Source organism: Acinetobacter sp. NRRL B-65365 (genome assembly GCF_001605865.1).
GTDB classification, from domain to species: Bacteria; Pseudomonadota; Gammaproteobacteria; order Pseudomonadales; family Moraxellaceae; genus Acinetobacter; species Acinetobacter vivianii.
The window spans coordinates 38,034-55,661 of sequence record NZ_LRPD01000005.1 but is presented as its reverse complement, the minus strand read 5'-3'; the positions used below and the strand labels follow the sequence as shown (position 1 = coordinate 55,661).

The following is a 17,628-nucleotide window of genomic DNA, read 5'->3' as shown; positions in this document are numbered from 1 at the left end:
ACCAAAATCTGAGATTTTTAATTTAAAAAGCATAAAGTATGCATCCCGAAGGATTACATACTTTGCATTTGCTTGACTGTTACGCTGTGCTTGGAGTTCTTTCTTAACGAAATGACTTTTCCTTTTGATAGGAAATGAATGTGATAACTCTTTAAACCATCTGTTTTCGGATCAAGCGTAATCTCAGCACACATCGGCGTTTGCCAAAGTTCATCACTACCTAAAATACCTAACCATGCCTGTGCTTTTAATGCCACAGTAAATTGATCTTTGATTTCAAGGTCAGTAATGCTGAGTTCGCTACACCAATGTTCAGTTTTAGGAAACTCGGCTTTCGAAAATTTCCAGCAGATCGTCAGCGCTAAACTGCTTTCAACTGGCGCTTTATCATCACTGATTTGATCAATAACAGGAATTAACTGTTCAGCCAGATCCTTTTCAAAAGACAGAATCATATTCTGGATTCTTCTTTTACTTGAAAGAATATAATTCAAGCGTTTTTCTTGGGCCTGAAGTTCCTGTTGAATTTCTAGAAGTTCATTTTCATTCATATAGGCAATTTTGACGACAAGGTCTATGATTGAGATATTTGCAGCAGTATATCCGATCTATCTCCTTATATTGTTAATACTTTTTAATACATATTTATTGGTTCTAAAAATGATCGAAACAGCCCGATTACGTCTCAGACAATGGAGAGCAGAGGACTATACAGCCTTTGCCGCAATGGGTACTCATCCACAAGTGATGGAGTATTTTCCCAAACTCCTGACCCGAGCAGAAAGCGATGCCATGATTGATCGAATGAAATCAATAATCGACACGCAAGGCTGGGGTTTCTGGGCGGTTGAGTTAAAGCACAATCAGCAGTTTATTGGCTTTACGGGGTTGCATGATCAACCGACACAATTTTCTTTTTCGCCCTGTGTAGAAATCGGTTGGCGGCTAGATCAGGCTTATTGGGGGCAGGGCTATGCACCCGAAGCTGCTCAAGCCGCGCTTACATTTGCTTTTGATCAATTAAAACTGGACAAAGTGGTGGCCTTTACCACGGTGGACAATGCGAAATCACAAAAGGTCATGCAAAAATTAAACATGAAATACGTCACTCAATTTCAGCATCCTGCTTTGGCTAAAGATCATCCGCTCAGTTGGCATGTACTCTACGAGATTTTGCAAAAGGATTTTATTAGCTAGACAGGATGTTATTCATTTATATGATTTTTATATCTAGAAATAAAATAATTTATCGTTCGGCAATTATTTGAATCTTCCTGTATCCCATTTGTTTCAATTTGCAGCGATCAGCAAAAAACAGCTTTAAACGCGGTATAACTAAGATTGCTCCAAACGATATGTTTTTTTTACCTATAGTGAGGAAATACCATGACAAATGAAAAACTTGATGAATTAAAAAACCAAGCCGCTGAATTGGGCGATGACTTAAAATACAAAGCAAAAGAAACACAGCTACAAGGTGAAAAAGCAGTTGATGACTTAAAGCATTCCGCAGAGGAATTGAAGTTAAAAGGCGAGAAAGCGCTGGATGATTTAAAGAAAGATGTTTCTGAACAAAATGCTGAAGGTAAAGAAGCTGTTTCAAATAAAGTGGATGATATCAAAGCCAAGCTTGAAGATACCCAGCATGCGGTTCAAGACAAATTTGATCACTTTAAAGAAGAAGCAGGTCATAAACTGGATGATGCTAAAGCTAAAGCCGCTGAATTGAAAGATGAGGCTGCGGCAAAATTTGATGATTTAAAAGCTCAGGCTAGTCACAAGCTGGATGATTTAAAGAAAGCGGCGACGGATACCATCAATAAATTCAAAGGTTAATAGTCTTAATCTGTGAATAGGATGAAAGAATTCCCCCAAACATATCCACGTTATGTTTGGGGATTTTTTTATTTGAAGAAATTTAAAATTGTCTAATATGGCTCACCATGAGACGGATGATCCAGTTATACGCTTTTCAATATCAACTTTTCCTTCCAAAAAACCTGCGTTGTCGGGCAGAGAAATCTAAAGCAGAAAAGTTACTATAAAAAATGAGCAATTATCTGCTTTGAGAGGAGCGTGGATTCTTCAATACTGCTAAACTAAGCGAACTCAATGCTATGTTGATCTGTTTTTGGAGTAAACAAAATGTCGTGGCTTTCTTCCTTAAAATCTGTTTTTTCACCAGCGCAAGAAGTGAAGGAAGACGAGATTCAAACAGTTCTACAAAGTTATGTGTTACCGCATTCAGATAATGCGCTCAAAGATCGCGTTAGTCAGGTCAATGTACAAGGTCGCATTTTACAGCTGACGATTAATACCTTTCCCCAAGAAAAAGACCACTTACAACAGATTCATGATGAGCTTGCGGAAGCATTGGAAAAATGTGGCATTCAGGAATTAAACCTACATATTATTCAACAAAAACATGCAGCGCATGGTGAGGCGGGACATAGCTGCTCATCAAAGCCAAAAGCAGAAAATAACAACTTACCACCTGTGATGGATGCTTCACCTAAAGCAGAAGCAGATCCAAATAATCCTCCGATTCAAAAAGCTGCACCACAACAGCGCGATGTGGCAGCACATCCTCGTATTCAGAATGTGATTCTGGTTTCATCAGGTAAAGGTGGTGTTGGTAAATCAACCACCACAGTAAACCTTGCATTGGCTTTACAGCAGCTCGGCTTAAAAGTTGGGGTGCTGGATGCCGATATTTATGGCCCAAGTATTCCAACGATGCTGGGCAATGCAGGCAGAACGCCACTGATTGAAAATGAACACTTTGTACCTTTAGATGCGTATGGTATGGCCGTATTATCAATTGGCCATTTAATTGGTGAGCACAATACTCCTGTCGCTTGGCGTGGGCCAAAGGCAACGGGTGCATTGATGCAGTTATTCAACCAGACTTTATGGCCTGATCTGGATGTGCTGGTGATCGATATGCCGCCTGGTACTGGCGATATTCAACTGACCTTGGCACAACGTATTCCAGTCACGGGTGCGGTGATTGTAACTACCCCACAAAATGTAGCGTTAATGGATGCGACCAAAGGGATTGAGTTATTCAATAAAGTAAATATCCCTGTATTGGGTGTGATTGAAAATATGTCGACCCATATTTGCTCGAATTGCGGACATGAAGAACAGATTTTTGGTACAGGTGGCGGAGATCAATTGTCTGAGCAATATCAGATTCCATTACTTGGACGCTTACCTTTAGATGCGAAAATTCGTGAGCATGCAGATCAGGGAACGCCAAGCGTAGTGGCAAAAGATGCGGCTGCTGAAAGCTATCTCAATATCGCACAAGCGGTGTTGCAACAAATAGATAAGCTGCCAAAACGCCAGAAAGACGATAAACGTATTTTCTAAGTACACCAAAAACCCAACATTCTGATGTTGGGTTTTTGCTTTCTAATCGAGATCACTTTTTATTTAGACCATTTCAAAACTCACCTTAACAGCAAAGTAGGTACGTTACTTGCTTTGTATAGGGTTTCTTTTTTAAGACAGGTTAATGATGCAAGTTAAATATTTTATCGGTATTGCCAGTGTATGTACGGCTCTATTTTTAGGGGCGTGTAATGGTGATGGCAATTCAAATTCGGCTCAACCTCAAGAACAAGCGAAATTACAGCCGATCGTGATTCAAGGTGCATTACCTGTCGAGTCGGAAAAAATGGCTGCTCAGTTAGATAATGCGACTGTAGAAATGATTGGTGAATGGAAGTTCTGGAAGGGAACCTATAAAGGTTATCCTGTGGTAATTTCCAAGACGCGTATGGGTATGAGTAATTCTGCTGCGGCGACTGCACTTGCGATTCAACATTACAAACCGATTGCGATTATTAATCAGGGCACAGCCGGTGGTCATGATCCAGACTTACATGTGTTTGATATTGTGTTAGGCAAATACACCACCAATATCGGTGCATTTAAAACACCGAATAAGCCAGTTGGCGGTGGTTCAAATGCATTAGAGTGGAATGAAGCTTTTGATGTATTACCCGATGATGAATCTGATCCTGAGCCTATCGCGATCCGTAAATTTGAAGGGGACAAAGAACTCTTGCTTGCTGCTTATAAGGCAAAACCCAATTACACCAAAGGACAAGTGGTGGAAGGCACGATTGGTTCGGCAGATACATGGAATAACGAGCTTGATCGCATCAAGCAGTTCCATACAGTTTATGGTACTTCGGTAGAAGAAATGGAAGCTGCTTCAGTGGCACAGATTGCACATCAATTCGAAGTGCCATTCCTCGGCATTCGTATCTTATCCAATAACATTACCAATAATGGTGGCTATGACCCTGCGACAGGTGAAGCATGTCAGGAATACGCACTTGATGTAGCTGAGCAATATATGAAAGCCAAAGCAGCAGCCAAATAAATATTCTTGTTAAGAAGAAACCATTTAGATGGTTTCTTCTTTTCTCTCTTTCTCACGATTTTTCCAGCTTCGAATTACACTCCAACGCCAGAGTAAGTGTGTCGCTGCATAAAATAAAACTGCAAATAAAATGGCTTCAATCATAAGCCCTGAAACCAGAATTTTGGCAAGGCTAAAATCAATATGCCCATGCCCAAAATTTTTGATCCAGTTTATAATTTGATGCAAAACCCCCAGCAACATGTCTTTATTGATCATATTGACGTGATAAATCTTACTACCAAACCAGAACCCTAAATAAAGAATCGGTACGACCGTAAAGGGGTTGGTTAACCATGCCATGCATAATCCAATCGGCAAGTTCACTTCAAATAGTAGCACGGTCAAGATAATAAACACGCTATGAAACGGAACCGGTAAAATGCCCCAGAAGGTGCCAATAAACATGGCTTTTGCAATAGAGCGACGATTTACATACCAAAGCAATGGATTTAAGGTGCGTTCACCAAAAATCTTCATAAATTTTAGACGAGCGACTTTTTCCGAAGAAGGCAGCCACTTATGAAAAAATTGCTTAGGCATAAATCATGGAGAGGTAACAAGAAAGAGAAGGGAGTAGTGTATAAAATAACATTAATTGCTTAGCAAAAACTTAAAATAATGTCCTTGTTTATTTGAGGGTGGTTGAGACAATAATCAAGCCGTCTCTAAAATTTGAATCTTAAATATCCAGAATTATCCCTGTGACTGTTGAGTTAGTGCTACTTGTAATTTTAAAAATATAAATAAAATAAAAACTTATGTAGGATTTAGTCATAAGTCCTTACAGTTATTTTTTTGCTATAGCTGTGTAATTGGATTAATCTGAAAATCTCTCTTAGTGAGGTCATTCAATGATTTCATGGTTTTTTATTGGTTTAGTGATAACCATTCTGCTGACTCCTGGTCCAACCAATACCTTACTTGCATCTTCAGGGATTCAGGTCGGATTACGTAAATCTTTACTGCTTATTCCAGCGGAAGCTGTCGGTTATATTATTGCCATTACCGCATGGGGAATGCTGATTGGCAAAGTGTCAGCGACTTTACCTTTATTACCCATATTTCTGAAATTATTGAGTGCGGCTTATATCGTTTTTCTTGCAATAAAGTTGTGGCGTACAGCGAATCAGGACGTGGTTTTAAACCAACCGACCATTCGCCCTAAAGAATTGCTTTGTGCAACCTTACTCAATCCTAAGGCTTTATTATTTGCTTCAGCTATTTTTCCTGCTGCTGCATGGAAAAGTCAGGACATTTATATGGCGCACATGAGCACATTTGTCGGGCTTATTCTTCCGATAGCTTTATTCTGGATCTCTGTTGGTGCAATGCTGGCAACCAATAAAGTGAACTGGCTCTCTCAAGCGAAATTACAACGTACCGCATGTATCGTGCTGGTCAGTTTTGCGATCCCGATTAGCTATTCAGCGCTCAGTAATTTATAAAATTCACACCTCTATTGACGCTAAGGCTAGAGGTGTTGTTTTCATTAATACCATTTTAAGTTAAAGTACTCGCCAATTATTAACTTCGTCTTTGGATAAAAAGTCATGGCTATAAAATCTGATCGTTGGATTCGTGAAATGAGCGAAAAACACGGCATGATTGAACCTTATGCGGAAAATCAAGTTCGTTTTGATAAAAACGGTGAAAAGTTGATTTCTTACGGGGTATCGAGCTATGGCTATGATGTCCGTTGTGCACGTGAGTTCAAGGTATTTACCAATGTCCACTCGGCAATCGTAGATCCTAAGAACTTCGATGATAAAAGCTTTATCGATATTGAGTCTGATGTGTGTATCATTCCGCCGAACTCATTCGCTTTAGCGCGTACGATTGAATATTTCCGTATTCCACGTAATGTGTTAACCGTATGTCTTGGTAAATCAACTTATGCACGTTGCGGGATTATTGTAAACGTTACGCCGTTAGAACCAGAGTGGGAAGGTCACGTTACACTGGAATTCTCGAATACAACAAACTTGCCAGCGCGTATTTATGCGGGTGAGGGTGTTGCACAAATGTTGTTCTTTGAAAGTGATGAAGTATGTGAAACTTCATATAAAGATCGTGGTGGTAAATACCAAGGTCAAACTGGTGTGACATTGCCGAAGACCTAAATATTAAAAAACTCACCCAATTGCGGTGAGTTTTTTTTCAGCTAAATACTTTAAAAATATTCAATTTTTTTATCGGTTAAATTGTTCAGATAAATGAACCTAGCATTTTAAAAAAAATAAGATACAATCTAATAAATTTGATTTTTTTTTGTACAGAATCACAGAAAAAATATAGATTTGGAATCTATAGTGATCATATAAATACGCGATAAAAATAAACATGTATGGATGTTTTAAACACGGAGGTCGGTTATGCGACAGTTCAAGTCTCTTCATTTGGCAATGCTCTTGTTAGGCGGCTCTTGCTTAAGTACGGCATATGCAACTTCTACTACAATGAAAAGCATGACGGATAGTGAACTGTCTGCAACGACAGGGCAGGCATTGATGAGCTTGTCCTATATCGCACCTACTGATTTAGCCAATAAAGAAGCACAGCGCGCTGGCGGAGATAAAACAATCGGTTTCTATAAGTTAGGTCTAGAAGCTGAGATGGAACTGAACGTGAATATTAAAAAGCTTCAGTTAGGTTGTGGTGGGGTGAATGGGGCAGGCGGTTGTGATATTGATATTGATTACCTGAGTTTAAGTGGTTTAGGTAATTCTGAAACTTCCAATACCGATAGCGCGGCCGATCGTGCCGCACGTGCAGGCTCATCTGCAGTTCTCACCAACCCATTTATTGAGTTTGCAATCAAAAACCCCGATAAAGCTTCAACTCGCCAAATTGTTGGACTAAATTTAAGCGCAGAGAAGGCTTTGGGTTTAATTACCTTTGGTCTAGAAAATGGCCCGACAAAAACGGGTATCAACTCACTCAGTGGTTATATGGAAATTGCTGCGACAACCGGTCTTGCCAATGTAAATGGGTTTGGCTCCAGTTTGGTATCCGGGGAAGCAGGGCGAGGAACCTTAAATCAGTCAGATGGCTATAATCCGATTACAGGTAAGGTATGTAGTCTTCCAGCTCTTTGCGTACCTACAATTAACTTTGAAACAACCTCTTATGCACTCAACCTTAGAGATAAAGCAACGGGGAGTAATATTCTAAAAGGTGATTTAACCTTAGAGCAACAAGCGATTACTGGAAAGCGAATTAGCAGTGCCAATTTAACTGCTACTGCAAAGGTACGTGATATTGACCTAAGTGGGAATATTGTGGCAAAAGCGATCGGGTTAAATCTGGATAGACAGGTAACAGGTACCATCCAGAATTTGCTGGTCGATGTTGCGATTAGTGAAGATTTGGGTTTTTTCCATAAAGCAAATTTAAATGGGACAGCAGCGTCACTTTCGTTACAATCACAGAATATTCAATGGAGTAATAATAAATCTGTTTCACAAAATGGCTGGTGGTTAGAGTTTAGTAATCCAATCGATATTGGTTTTATTCAACCTACCTTGAATGTTGACATTCCTAAAGCCACGCTCAATGAAGCATTTTCACAAGTATCTCAATATTTGACAGATCATCCGATTAATTGTGGAACATTTGGAGTATTAAATTGTCTTTTGGGTGATACGATTCCAACAGGGACTGTGAATTTAATCAATGCAACCCGCCCACAAATGGCGTTGACCAATTTAGAGCTAGCCACTCAAAAATTTACGCCGAACTGTTATGGTACTTTGAAGTTCTGCTAGTTTTATCTTAAAAACTTAAGCAGCTACGGCTGCTTTTTATTTGTCTATTCATTTATTACTCTAATATTTTGCGCGCTGGTTTAAAGAAAAAACCTATAAATAGATCCCCCCTTTAATAGACCAAAAATTAAATATTGGAGAGTTTCATCGGAAGTTACTTATTATTTAACAATAGTTTGATTATATTGCGTATGGGGGAAGGCAGAATTGTTAATAATTTGCCTATAAGTAAAACTTATATTGATGGTTAATTCATCTAAGTTTTAGAAAATAAAGGGATTTTTTCGATGAAAAATAGATATTCATTTATATTTTTTCTAGGGGTAATGAGTTGGTGTTGCAATGCAGCCTATGCAGTTCCACATACTTTGAAAAGTATGACCGATAGTGAATTGTCAGCAGCAACGGGTCAAGCATTGATGAGTTTGTCTTATGTTGCACCCACTGATCTAGCAAATCAGGAAGCAAACCGTTTTGGGGGAGATAAAACCATTGGTTTCTATAAGCTAGGCCTAGAAGCTGAAATGGAACTCAACGTCAATATTAAAAAACTTCAGTTGGGTTGTGGTGGTGTCAATGGCACTGGCGGTTGTGATATCGATATTGATTATTTGAGTTTGAGTGGTTTAGGTAACTCTGCTACATCCAATACCGATAGTGCGACTGACCGTGCCGCACGTGCAGGCTCATCTGCAGTTCTTACCAATCCATTTATTGAGTTCGCAATCAAAAATCCCGATAAAGCTTCGACACGTCAAATTGTTGGACTGAACTTAAGCGCGGAAAAGGCTTTGGGTTTAATTACTTTTGGTTTGGAAAATGGTGCGGCTAAAAGTGGGATTAACTCACTCAGTGGATATATGCAGATTGCCGCGACAACAGGTCTTGCCAATGTAAATGGATTTGGAACAAGTCTAGTCGCAGGAGAGGCAGCAAAAGGCACATTAAAACAGTCAGATGGCTATAATGCTATTTCTGGCGAAGTATGTTGTACATTGTTTGGCATTGGAAATATTCCATTTACAACAACTGCTTATAACTTAAATCTTCGTGATAAATCGAGCGGTAGTAATGTTTTAAAAGGTGATTTAACTTTAAAACAGCAAGAAATTACAGGAAAACGTATAACTAGTGCGAATTTAACGGCAACTGCTGCAGTTAGAGATATTGCTTTAACTGGAACTATTGATGCAGTTGCTAGAGCATTAGGCTTTGTTGATGTTCCATTAAACAATAAGAATGTAACTGGGGTGATTCAAAACTTAATGGTTGATGTGGCGATTAGTGAGGACTTAGGTTATTTCCATAAAGCGAATCTAAACGGGACAGCAGCTTCACTTTCTTTACAGTCTCAAAATATTCAGTGGACGAAGAATACATCTATTTCTCAAAATGGTTGGTGGCTTGAGTTTACTAATCCAATTGACATCGGATTTATTCAACCTACTTTTAATGTTGATATTCCCAAAGACACTCTCAATGAAGCATTTAGGCAGGTGAGTAATTTTTTGAAAACGGATAAAGGGCGAATTCAATGTGGTAATAATCTGGCAGGAAATTGTTTATTTGGCGGTGATATTCCTGTTGGTACCGTTGATTTAATGTATGCAACAAGGCCACAAATGGCTTTAACTAATTTAGAATTAGCCACCCAAAAATTTACGCCGAACTGCTATGGTACTTTGAAGTTCTGTTAGTTTAATTCGAAAAATAACATAAGCAGCTCAGGCTGCTTTTCATCTATACACTCATCGGAAAAATGTAACATTTAGCCAGTTTGTTTTGCATTTGTGTAATTATTCGGCATAATAAATTGTGATGAGATAGACATGATTCGTCTATAGCTTGAGTGATGCTAGGAAGCAGTTTTTAAATCACTCAGAAGGATGAAAGAAAAAATATAACGTAGGTGCGGAGCATCGGGTATTTAGGAAGGTCAAGATGGCTATACTCCATATGGATTTATTTCAAAAGACTGTTTTAGCAAGTTTTATTGGACTATGTATCAGTCAATCTGCTTTTGCATTACAAGAACTCTCCGATGAAGGTTTAAGTCAAACGACAGGTGAAGGCATAGCGCTACTCCCACAAAATACATATATGATTTTTCAGGGTGAAAAAAATACCACAACAGGTGCAGATTTACTTAATCGTCAATTAGATACGGGCTACATTAACTATGTTCCAGTCGGGCCTTTATCTCTTGCAGCAACAGATACAAATAAAAGTGGTAGTGTAGATGCGGGAGACCGCGCAGTAGGTAAAGCCGATTTATTTCTATACGGATTGGCGCTTTCTGCCTCAAATGCAGGTCGTTCAACCAATAATAATGAACGTATAGGTTTAAATACTGCTGGAAATGCGATTAATGCAATTAGTAGCTGGGGATCGGCAAGTAATCCATGGATCTTAAAAGTTCAGTCGCAAGCCAATGTTCCTACCTTTACGCCAGATGGCAGTACACCGAATACCGATACAGGGCAAGTCACCTACATGGCTTTAGAAGCGCCTTTGTATGAATATTATAATGATAATGCAACAGGTACGGGTGCTCCCACTGTGATTAAAACAGGAGCAGATCCTGTTGGTGTAAATGCTTATAACTTAAAACTTGGCTTATGGGCGGATGCCTTTGTTCGCAATCCAAATAAAGCGGATGGTGCCGCGGACCAGTTCCAGTATGGAAATAATGCTGGTTTAGTCGGCACGAGTATTGATCCTACTCGTGCGAATCGTCTGCGTTTGCAAGGGATATGGAACGGCTTTAGTTTAAATGGTAGTAATGTAAAAATATTCCAGACCTTAAATGGTGCAGGGAGTACGGGGGGCTTAAGTCCTTTTTATAACAACACATTGGGTATATCTGGTATTTTCCGTTTCAATAGTGGGGATGGTGCTAATTTAAAAGCAGGCATGACGATTAATACGCCTACTTCTACAAAAACAGATACCTTGCCTACGCTGAATGCCGGCGAAACTTGTACTGCTTGCGGGTCAGGTACAGACATCTGGACACCTCGTTATAGCCCAGGACAAACCAGTAACCCTGGTGGAACAGGAGTGACGGAGTATCGTATTCGTAGTCAGACGACTAAAATAACATCAACGGGTAACTGGACTGCACCAACAGGCCTAAATGATCGTGTACTCCGTTTAAGTACTCGAGAAACAACAGATACCGCGAATTTATCAACACCTGCGATTCAAGGGGGCAATGCACCTACTTTTGATGCAAATGAAGGGATTTTTATTTATAACCTAAATACCAATCTGGTGTTGGGTAATTTATATCAGCCTGTGATTTTGGGTTCAGATGGTAAGAACTTCAGTCTGGAAGTTGCACGTATTCCGAATAAAGAAAGTATTTATAAGCAAATCTATACCGATTACACAGGTGCAGATACAAGTTATAAAGGGTCTACCTGTAACGTTTATCAATGTGGTAGCAATATCAGCTTGGGTGGAAAAACTTATCAGGGTTCAAATGCTACACACAGTAGTATTGGCATTGGTACTGTCTATAGTAATGACGGTGGTAAAACACTTCAGGCATTTAAAGGAAATAGTACACAGGATGCAGTTGGTATTTCTTTTGGGTCTTTAAACTCAGGCACAGTATCAAAAGATCAGTATTTCTATCAGTTACAAAATCAACAACGGACGAGTATTGGTTGTTCAGGATTATTCTGTAGTGGTTATCGTTGGCAATATCGCACCAGCGGTGGTACAGCTACAGGAAGTAATGGTGATTACGGCCTGCGATTTGATTCAACCAGCGGCGTAAACTGGGTCAACATTGAGAGTACATCACTTTATGATCCATCTGTTTTAAATGCAGGTTATACACGCCAAGATGCAGGGAATAATAATCAAAAATTTGTGGTTCCAAATACTGGAGCATTACCTGATGCACGTATTGTAGATGGACGTTGGTATTCAACTACACCAAATGCGGATATTAATACTTATAAATTAAATACTGCTTCGCCAATCAATAATATGGGTTCGGCTGTGATTGATGGTGTCTTGATTCAGCATCTTAAAATTACGACAACTGGACTATAAAAGGAGTAATACGATGAAAAAAATCACAACTTTACTTCTTGTATTAGCCACAACGTTAACGCATGCCGAATTACAAAGTCTGGATAATGAAGCTTTACAGGCTGTTGAAGGTCAGGCAGGGGCGGATTTATCTCTCAAATTATCATTGAACCAGATTTATAACAGTACCACTGGAAAATACGAGTTTGATAATGGTCTGGGTGGTGTGTGTGAAAACTTGGCCTTTTGTCATCTTGGGATTTCGGTCAATAAACGTTTTGTCCGAAATGGTAATCAGCCTGTTAGTGATCCGACCCAAGCTAATCCAGCGAATAAAGTCTGGTTGGTCTTTAAAGGGATACAAGGAACTATTGATTTGCAAAAGTTAGGTCTGGATGGTGTTGACCTGATTTATAACGATGATGGCGGAGCTGCAAGAACTAAACCAGCAATGCAATTAAGCTTTGACCCAACCAAGCCGATTTTGATTCGTAATTTTGGTTTTAATGCTCTTGCCATCGAGCAAGATGATTTTACCAGTTACTATGATAGTAATGGAAAACTGGTCGAAGGGAATAATCCGACTACACCGCCAGCAAATGGCTATGGCTATTTAAAAGCACCGACATACGCTGCTGATCATCCTTCCGTGTATGACCGTAATAAAGAAACGGGATTTATGGGGTTAAAAATGAATGGTAATTTGGCGATTCAAGGAAATGTAATGATGTTTTCTTGCGATGCAAGCCATCCACGTTGCTAACCGGATATAAATTTCAAAGGATTGAAGCGATGAAAAAAAATAATGAAAATGCTAGGAATATAAGTTTTGCACTCAATACTTTAGCTGCAAGTATATTTTTTATTAGTCATTCTGCTTATGCCTTACAAGCGTTGGATGATAGTGCCTTACGTAGTGTAAATGGACAAGATGGTGTTCATATTGAAACCACCTATGACAAGATCCATGTAGATCAGTTTTTTTGGCAGGATGATGCAGGACGAGGAAGTTCTGATGCAGCGGGCACGACCTTAAAAGCAGTCGCTAATAATTTTAACATTCAGCAAAATGCATTAGGCAACCCACTTGGGACAACCTATAAGCTGAATACTGGTAGCAATGGCAATAAAACGGGCCTAGACATAGAGCTTTCCTCAAATCCGTCTCTTATTACGATTGATTCATTTCAGATTTGCGATACCAATAGATGTAGTAGTGATATTGGTAATTTAGCTATTCAAACAACATCACCACTGGACTTGAAGTTTAAAACGACGGACGGACTGTTTAGTAAAAGTAGTCAGGCTTCGTTAGAGTTAGGCCTTAAAAATGCCAATATTTATTTGGGTCAGACTTCAAATAATGAGTTGAATCAACTGGTTCTAAAGAATCTGAATTTTAACTTTTTGGGCAAAGGCGTGATGTTTGTCGATTCTGTTGAAGGGATCAAGCTACAAACCAATAATGCATTACTTACTGGCAATGCAGCAAATGCTTCATTGACCCAGACACCGACGACTGATTATGGTTATGTCGATTTTACGCGTGTTAAAGATACAGGCAATGTTACAGCTGGAACCTACGCAGATGGCGGCGTAGCGACCAATGCTGGATTAAATTTAGAGTTTTTATTGAATAAAAAAGCAAATCCAGCTTCTCCTTATACGCTGGATGCAACCAATACGCCGTTAAATCAGCAAGCCAGTCCTGATAATAAGGCTAAAGGTTTAATTCGTGTCGGAGCCAATGGTCGTATGATTAATGGTTCTCTACAGTTACGTGGTATCAATGCAAGTAATGCAGCGAATCCTGCTTATGGAAGCAGCTATGGCAATCCTGAGGGAACTAATATTCTCGGCAGCACCACTGACGGAAATGCCATTATGGGGAAAACGGGTGTTGCATTCCGTATGAAGGCTGAATTTACTAAAGATAATGACTCCATGTTGGGGAGTGACGGAAAGGCGACAACGTTAGAAATTGGCGGTGCTGGATTAAATACCTATGGTTTTGAATTTGGCAATTTAACGGGATTACAGTTAGGTAGCCGAGGCTCATTTGATACAGGTAATGTCTATATTAATCTGGTTGATGCCCGTTCGGTATTTCTACCAGCAAACTATGTTTTCCAGACTTCTAAATTTGGTAATGGTAGTTTCTTAACCCGAGATGTGGACTATACGCAAAGTCTTCATACCCAAACAGGTACCACAAATCCTTATAGTCTGCTTGTGGCAATTCGGGGTGCAGAGTTTCAGGCAATTTCTCGACGTGGACGTTTTACCAACAGTGCAACCAGTAATCCTGAAAGTGGATATGCACCAATCACTAATCACACGGATAATAACTGGGGCTTAGCCTTACCTTTTTATAACCTGAATGCCAATATGGCAATGTATGGGACTAAGGTGAATGCCAATGAGGCTTTCTATTTTGATAAAAATGGTGTGAAACATAGTGTTGGAAGCACTGGTGAAACGCCAAGATTGGGTTTTTCATTGGGTATGAGTACCACAGGCGTAGATCGTGATAGCAACTACAAGGCTTTGGGAAATAAAACCACTTCTATTCTGGTAATTGATGGCGCTCGAAACTATTACATGGGATTACGTAATATTGATATGTTATTAAAAGGAACGGGAAGTCTCGGCCTCGAAAATGGCAGTTTTAACGCGACTCTCAAAGATATGCTCATCGTGATGGCAGCAGAAGTCGCCGCGGGTTATTTACCAGGTGCAACTTATACTGGTGGCGTTTCACCAAATAATAACTTTGCACTGAGTAATGATGTTTTATTTGGTTTAAAACTTCGTATCGGCGGAGATATGAATCTGTCTCTTATTCCAAATAACGAATATAAAGCGGATGGCTCAGGCAATGCCTTGAATATTGTCGGTGATCTTAAATTAAATGCAGCAAGCAATAACACGATTCAAATTAGTGATCCTGTGGATGGTTCAACTTTAGGCCTAGATAATATTCAGGGTGATGTTGCGTTTAACAATGCCATTAAGATCAGTCGAGATAGTTCAGGAGAAGGGGTAGCTAGCTTTAATGCTGGGCTAACCTTTAACCCGAATCGTACCACTGACGGTGTCTTTAGAACTCGAGATATTAACCTTTATGGCCCGAGTGGCGGTGCTCAGCGTTTAGGTGAAATGGCAATTACTGGTGGACGCTTAACCAGCCAATTTTCAATTATGCCTCGAAACTAAGGCATTTGATGGTGTAACAGTAGATGCTTCCACTTATCTGTCTAACGATAAAGTGATTGTGCGGTGAGTGGGTTATGTTAAGCTGTAGTATATATTTTAAACATTTGTCTATGGATGAGGACAATGAATAAAAACAAGAAGCTAGCGTGTTTGTCATTATTATTGTTAAGTCCATTAACAATGGCGATGCAGCCGATGGACGATCAGAGTCTTTCAGCAACGACTGGACAAGACGGTTTGACCATTGGTGTACAGTCCAATGTCCAGTTCAATCAAATGGCAATCATTGATAATGATGGTCTGCCAAGTGGTGGTTATACGGGTCGTGCAGGTCTGGTGATTGCTGGGGTGGCAGGACAAGCTGTTGCAGCGCCTGTAAAAGTGTCTGGATTAAATGGCAGTACCGAGACCACTTTCGGCTTGAAAGCAACCATTGATACAGATAAGGGTAATGCTGCTGCAAAGGGCGCTTTTGCAAATATTGGTTTGACTTTCGATAACAGTATTACAGGACTTCGAATCTCACCTTTCTCTATTTATACCGCAGGATCAAATTCGCTTTCTAATTTAAATGGAAGTAGCTATACACGTAATTCCATTTTTACGGCAGGGACTTTACTTAAAAGTGATGTTAAAGAACTGTTGCGTGTAGGTGGTATCGATATCGTTTTTGCATCAAATAAACCAAGTATGAACATCCAGCTGGGCGCGGCACCGCAAGGGCACATGATTATGTTTGATGGTGCAATTGAGTCCATCTGTGGTTCAGGAAATGGTTGTAATATTATGCTGGTTTCTGATTATACAACCTCTGGAAACGCAGCAACGACCGCTGTTGGTGCAAGTTTTAACTTTAAATTGACAGGACATAATGGTAGTCCTTTTGGGCTTAAAGGTTTCTATGCTGGCGTGTATGGTACAGAGGGAGCTGATAAGGGCGGGATTATTTTTGGCAATGCAGGTACAACAGACAAGTTTGATTTACAGTTGAATAATGTCCTGTTGGGTTCAAATGCAGCCCAACAGTCAGGTGTCTTTAATAATTTACCAAATGCTTCGATTGGAAATATTGGTATGACAGGGGCTTCCGTAACGAATTTAAAAATGAAAGTGAGTGGAATGTAATCTTGAATTGATTTTAGGTTTTCCAAAGCGGCTTAGGCCGCTTTTTTTAATTTAAAATCGAATTTCAGCAATAGCCTTAGCTTTGCTTTAAATACTGAAGGATGTCTTCGAGCTGTTTAATCTTCTTCACCTGTCCCCAGAGTTGCTGGGCTTCAGGATACGCCTTGGTCATCATACCGAGCCATTGCTTATAACGTCCGACCATGCCAATTTCAGTCTTGTATTGTCCACTTAGGAAGCGTAGCTGCAATTCCACCAGTTCCGGCCAAGACAGCAGCGCCTGATCCATATTTTGACGAATACATAAGGTTAAATCTGGTGTAGTCACCGCACCCCGACCAATCATTAAATCCTGACAATGAGATTGCTCTAGACAGGCTTTTGCATGGGCATTGTTCCAGATTTCACCATTGGCAATAACATTGATTTTTAATGCTTCGGTAATCGGTTGGATCTTTTCCCAATAGGCGGGTGGGGTATAACCATCTGCTTTGGTGCGTGCATGTACGGTGAGCCAGCTCGCACCAGCATCTTCAATGGCATGGGCATTATCCAAAGTGTGATTTTCATCAAGATAGCCCAAACGCATTTTTGCTGAAACTGGAATATGTGCAGGTACAGCATCACGAACGGCTTTGACTAAGAGATGTACGGTTTCTGGCTCATCTAGTAACACAGAACCCCCACGATGGCGGTTTACTGTTTTGGCTGGACAACCAAAGTTCAGATCAATCGCAGGTGCGCCCAGTTCAACCACTTTGGCTGCATTGGCAGCGAGCATCTCTGGGTTGTTGCCCAGAAATTGCACATGTACAGGCGTGCCAGCTGCGGTTTTACCACCATTTTTCAGTTCTGGACAAAAGCTATAGTAGATATGATCTGGCTGAATGCTATCGGTAATACGGATAAACTCGGTCACGCACCAATCAAAACTGCCAACATGGGTGAGCACATCACGCATGATTGGATCAGTAAGACCTTCCATCGGAGCGAGTACAAGTTTCACGATTTTTACCTAGTTAAGCGAAAACAGCGTTATAC

Annotated in this window: 15 protein-coding genes; 12 read left to right on the top strand and 3 right to left on the bottom strand. The window is 40.0% G+C overall.

Features of this window, described 5'->3' with window-relative positions; genetic code table 11:
• Window positions 1–53: 53 nt before the first annotated feature.
• Complete coding sequence (locus tag AWW72_RS03365) at window positions 54–551, bottom strand: hypothetical protein (protein WP_062846453.1); 498 nt, start codon at window positions 549–551, stop codon at window positions 54–56.
• 109 nt (window positions 552–660) lie between these two features.
• On the opposite strand from AWW72_RS03365, the gene AWW72_RS03360 reads away from it, so the two are divergent.
• The 4 genes from AWW72_RS03360 (at window position 661) to AWW72_RS03345 (ending at window position 4,396) form a co-directional block, all read left to right on the top strand.
• Window positions 661–1,197 carry a GNAT family N-acetyltransferase gene (locus AWW72_RS03360; RefSeq protein ID WP_062846452.1) on the top strand — a complete coding sequence of 179 codons (537 nt, stop codon included), beginning with the start codon at window positions 661–663 and terminating at the stop codon, window positions 1,195–1,197.
• A gap of 189 nt (window positions 1,198–1,386) precedes the next feature.
• The gene (locus AWW72_RS03355) at window positions 1,387–1,836 is read left to right on the top strand and encodes a hypothetical protein (RefSeq protein WP_004770808.1); all 450 of its coding nucleotides are present in this window, start codon (window positions 1,387–1,389) and stop codon (window positions 1,834–1,836) included.
• Between the two features lie 309 nt (window positions 1,837–2,145).
• The gene (apbC, locus tag AWW72_RS03350) at window positions 2,146–3,375 is read left to right on the top strand and encodes an iron-sulfur cluster carrier protein ApbC (RefSeq protein WP_062846451.1); all 1,230 of its coding nucleotides are present in this window, start codon (window positions 2,146–2,148) and stop codon (window positions 3,373–3,375) included.
• Between the two features lie 145 nt (window positions 3,376–3,520).
• Window positions 3,521–4,396, top strand: coding sequence for a 5'-methylthioadenosine/S-adenosylhomocysteine nucleosidase (locus tag AWW72_RS03345; RefSeq protein WP_171254671.1), 876 nt, complete (start codon window positions 3,521–3,523; stop codon window positions 4,394–4,396).
• 24 nt (window positions 4,397–4,420) lie between these two features.
• Here AWW72_RS03345 and AWW72_RS03340 read toward each other — a convergent pair whose 3' ends face one another.
• Window positions 4,421–4,978 carry a DUF2062 domain-containing protein gene (locus AWW72_RS03340; protein WP_062846449.1) on the bottom strand — a complete coding sequence of 186 codons (558 nt, stop codon included), beginning with the start codon at window positions 4,976–4,978 and terminating at the stop codon, window positions 4,421–4,423.
• A gap of 311 nt (window positions 4,979–5,289) precedes the next feature.
• Between AWW72_RS03340 and AWW72_RS03335 the strand changes: the two genes are divergently transcribed.
• From AWW72_RS03335 to AWW72_RS03300, 8 genes are all read left to right on the top strand, one after another.
• Window positions 5,290–5,883: a LysE family translocator gene (locus AWW72_RS03335; RefSeq protein WP_005256212.1), complete on the top strand. Its 594-nt coding sequence runs from the start codon at window positions 5,290–5,292 to the stop codon at window positions 5,881–5,883.
• 105 nt (window positions 5,884–5,988) lie between these two features.
• Window positions 5,989–6,558 (top strand): dCTP deaminase, encoded by a 570-nt coding sequence (dcd, locus tag AWW72_RS03330; protein ID WP_002120290.1) that lies wholly within the window; start codon window positions 5,989–5,991, stop codon window positions 6,556–6,558.
• A 252-nt stretch (window positions 6,559–6,810) separates the two neighbouring features.
• A complete protein-coding gene (locus AWW72_RS03325) occupies window positions 6,811–8,202 on the top strand; it encodes a hypothetical protein (RefSeq protein ID WP_005256214.1) in 1,392 nt (463 codons plus the stop codon).
• Window positions 8,203–8,489: 287 nt separating this feature from the next.
• On the top strand, window positions 8,490–9,899 hold the full coding sequence (locus AWW72_RS03320) for a hypothetical protein (RefSeq protein ID WP_062846448.1): 1,410 nt from the start codon (window positions 8,490–8,492) through the stop codon (window positions 9,897–9,899).
• Window positions 9,900–10,143: 244 nt separating this feature from the next.
• The gene (locus AWW72_RS03315) at window positions 10,144–12,267 is read left to right on the top strand and encodes a hypothetical protein (protein WP_062846447.1); all 2,124 of its coding nucleotides are present in this window, start codon (window positions 10,144–10,146) and stop codon (window positions 12,265–12,267) included.
• A 13-nt stretch (window positions 12,268–12,280) separates the two neighbouring features.
• Window positions 12,281–13,009, top strand: a complete 729-nt coding sequence (locus AWW72_RS03310) for a DUF6160 family protein (RefSeq protein ID WP_047430956.1) — start codon at window positions 12,281–12,283, stop codon at window positions 13,007–13,009.
• A 29-nt stretch (window positions 13,010–13,038) separates the two neighbouring features.
• Entirely contained in the window at window positions 13,039–15,462 is a 2,424-nt protein-coding gene (locus AWW72_RS03305; protein ID WP_005256222.1) for a DUF6160 family protein, read from the top strand.
• 123 nt (window positions 15,463–15,585) lie between these two features.
• On the top strand, window positions 15,586–16,587 hold the full coding sequence (locus AWW72_RS03300) for a DUF6160 family protein (protein ID WP_062846446.1): 1,002 nt from the start codon (window positions 15,586–15,588) through the stop codon (window positions 16,585–16,587).
• 76 nt (window positions 16,588–16,663) lie between these two features.
• Here the strand turns inward: AWW72_RS03300 and AWW72_RS03295 are convergent, their stop codons facing one another.
• Window positions 16,664–17,593, bottom strand: coding sequence for a tRNA dihydrouridine synthase (locus AWW72_RS03295; protein ID WP_004770825.1), 930 nt, complete (start codon window positions 17,591–17,593; stop codon window positions 16,664–16,666).
• Window positions 17,594–17,628 lie beyond the last annotated feature (35 nt).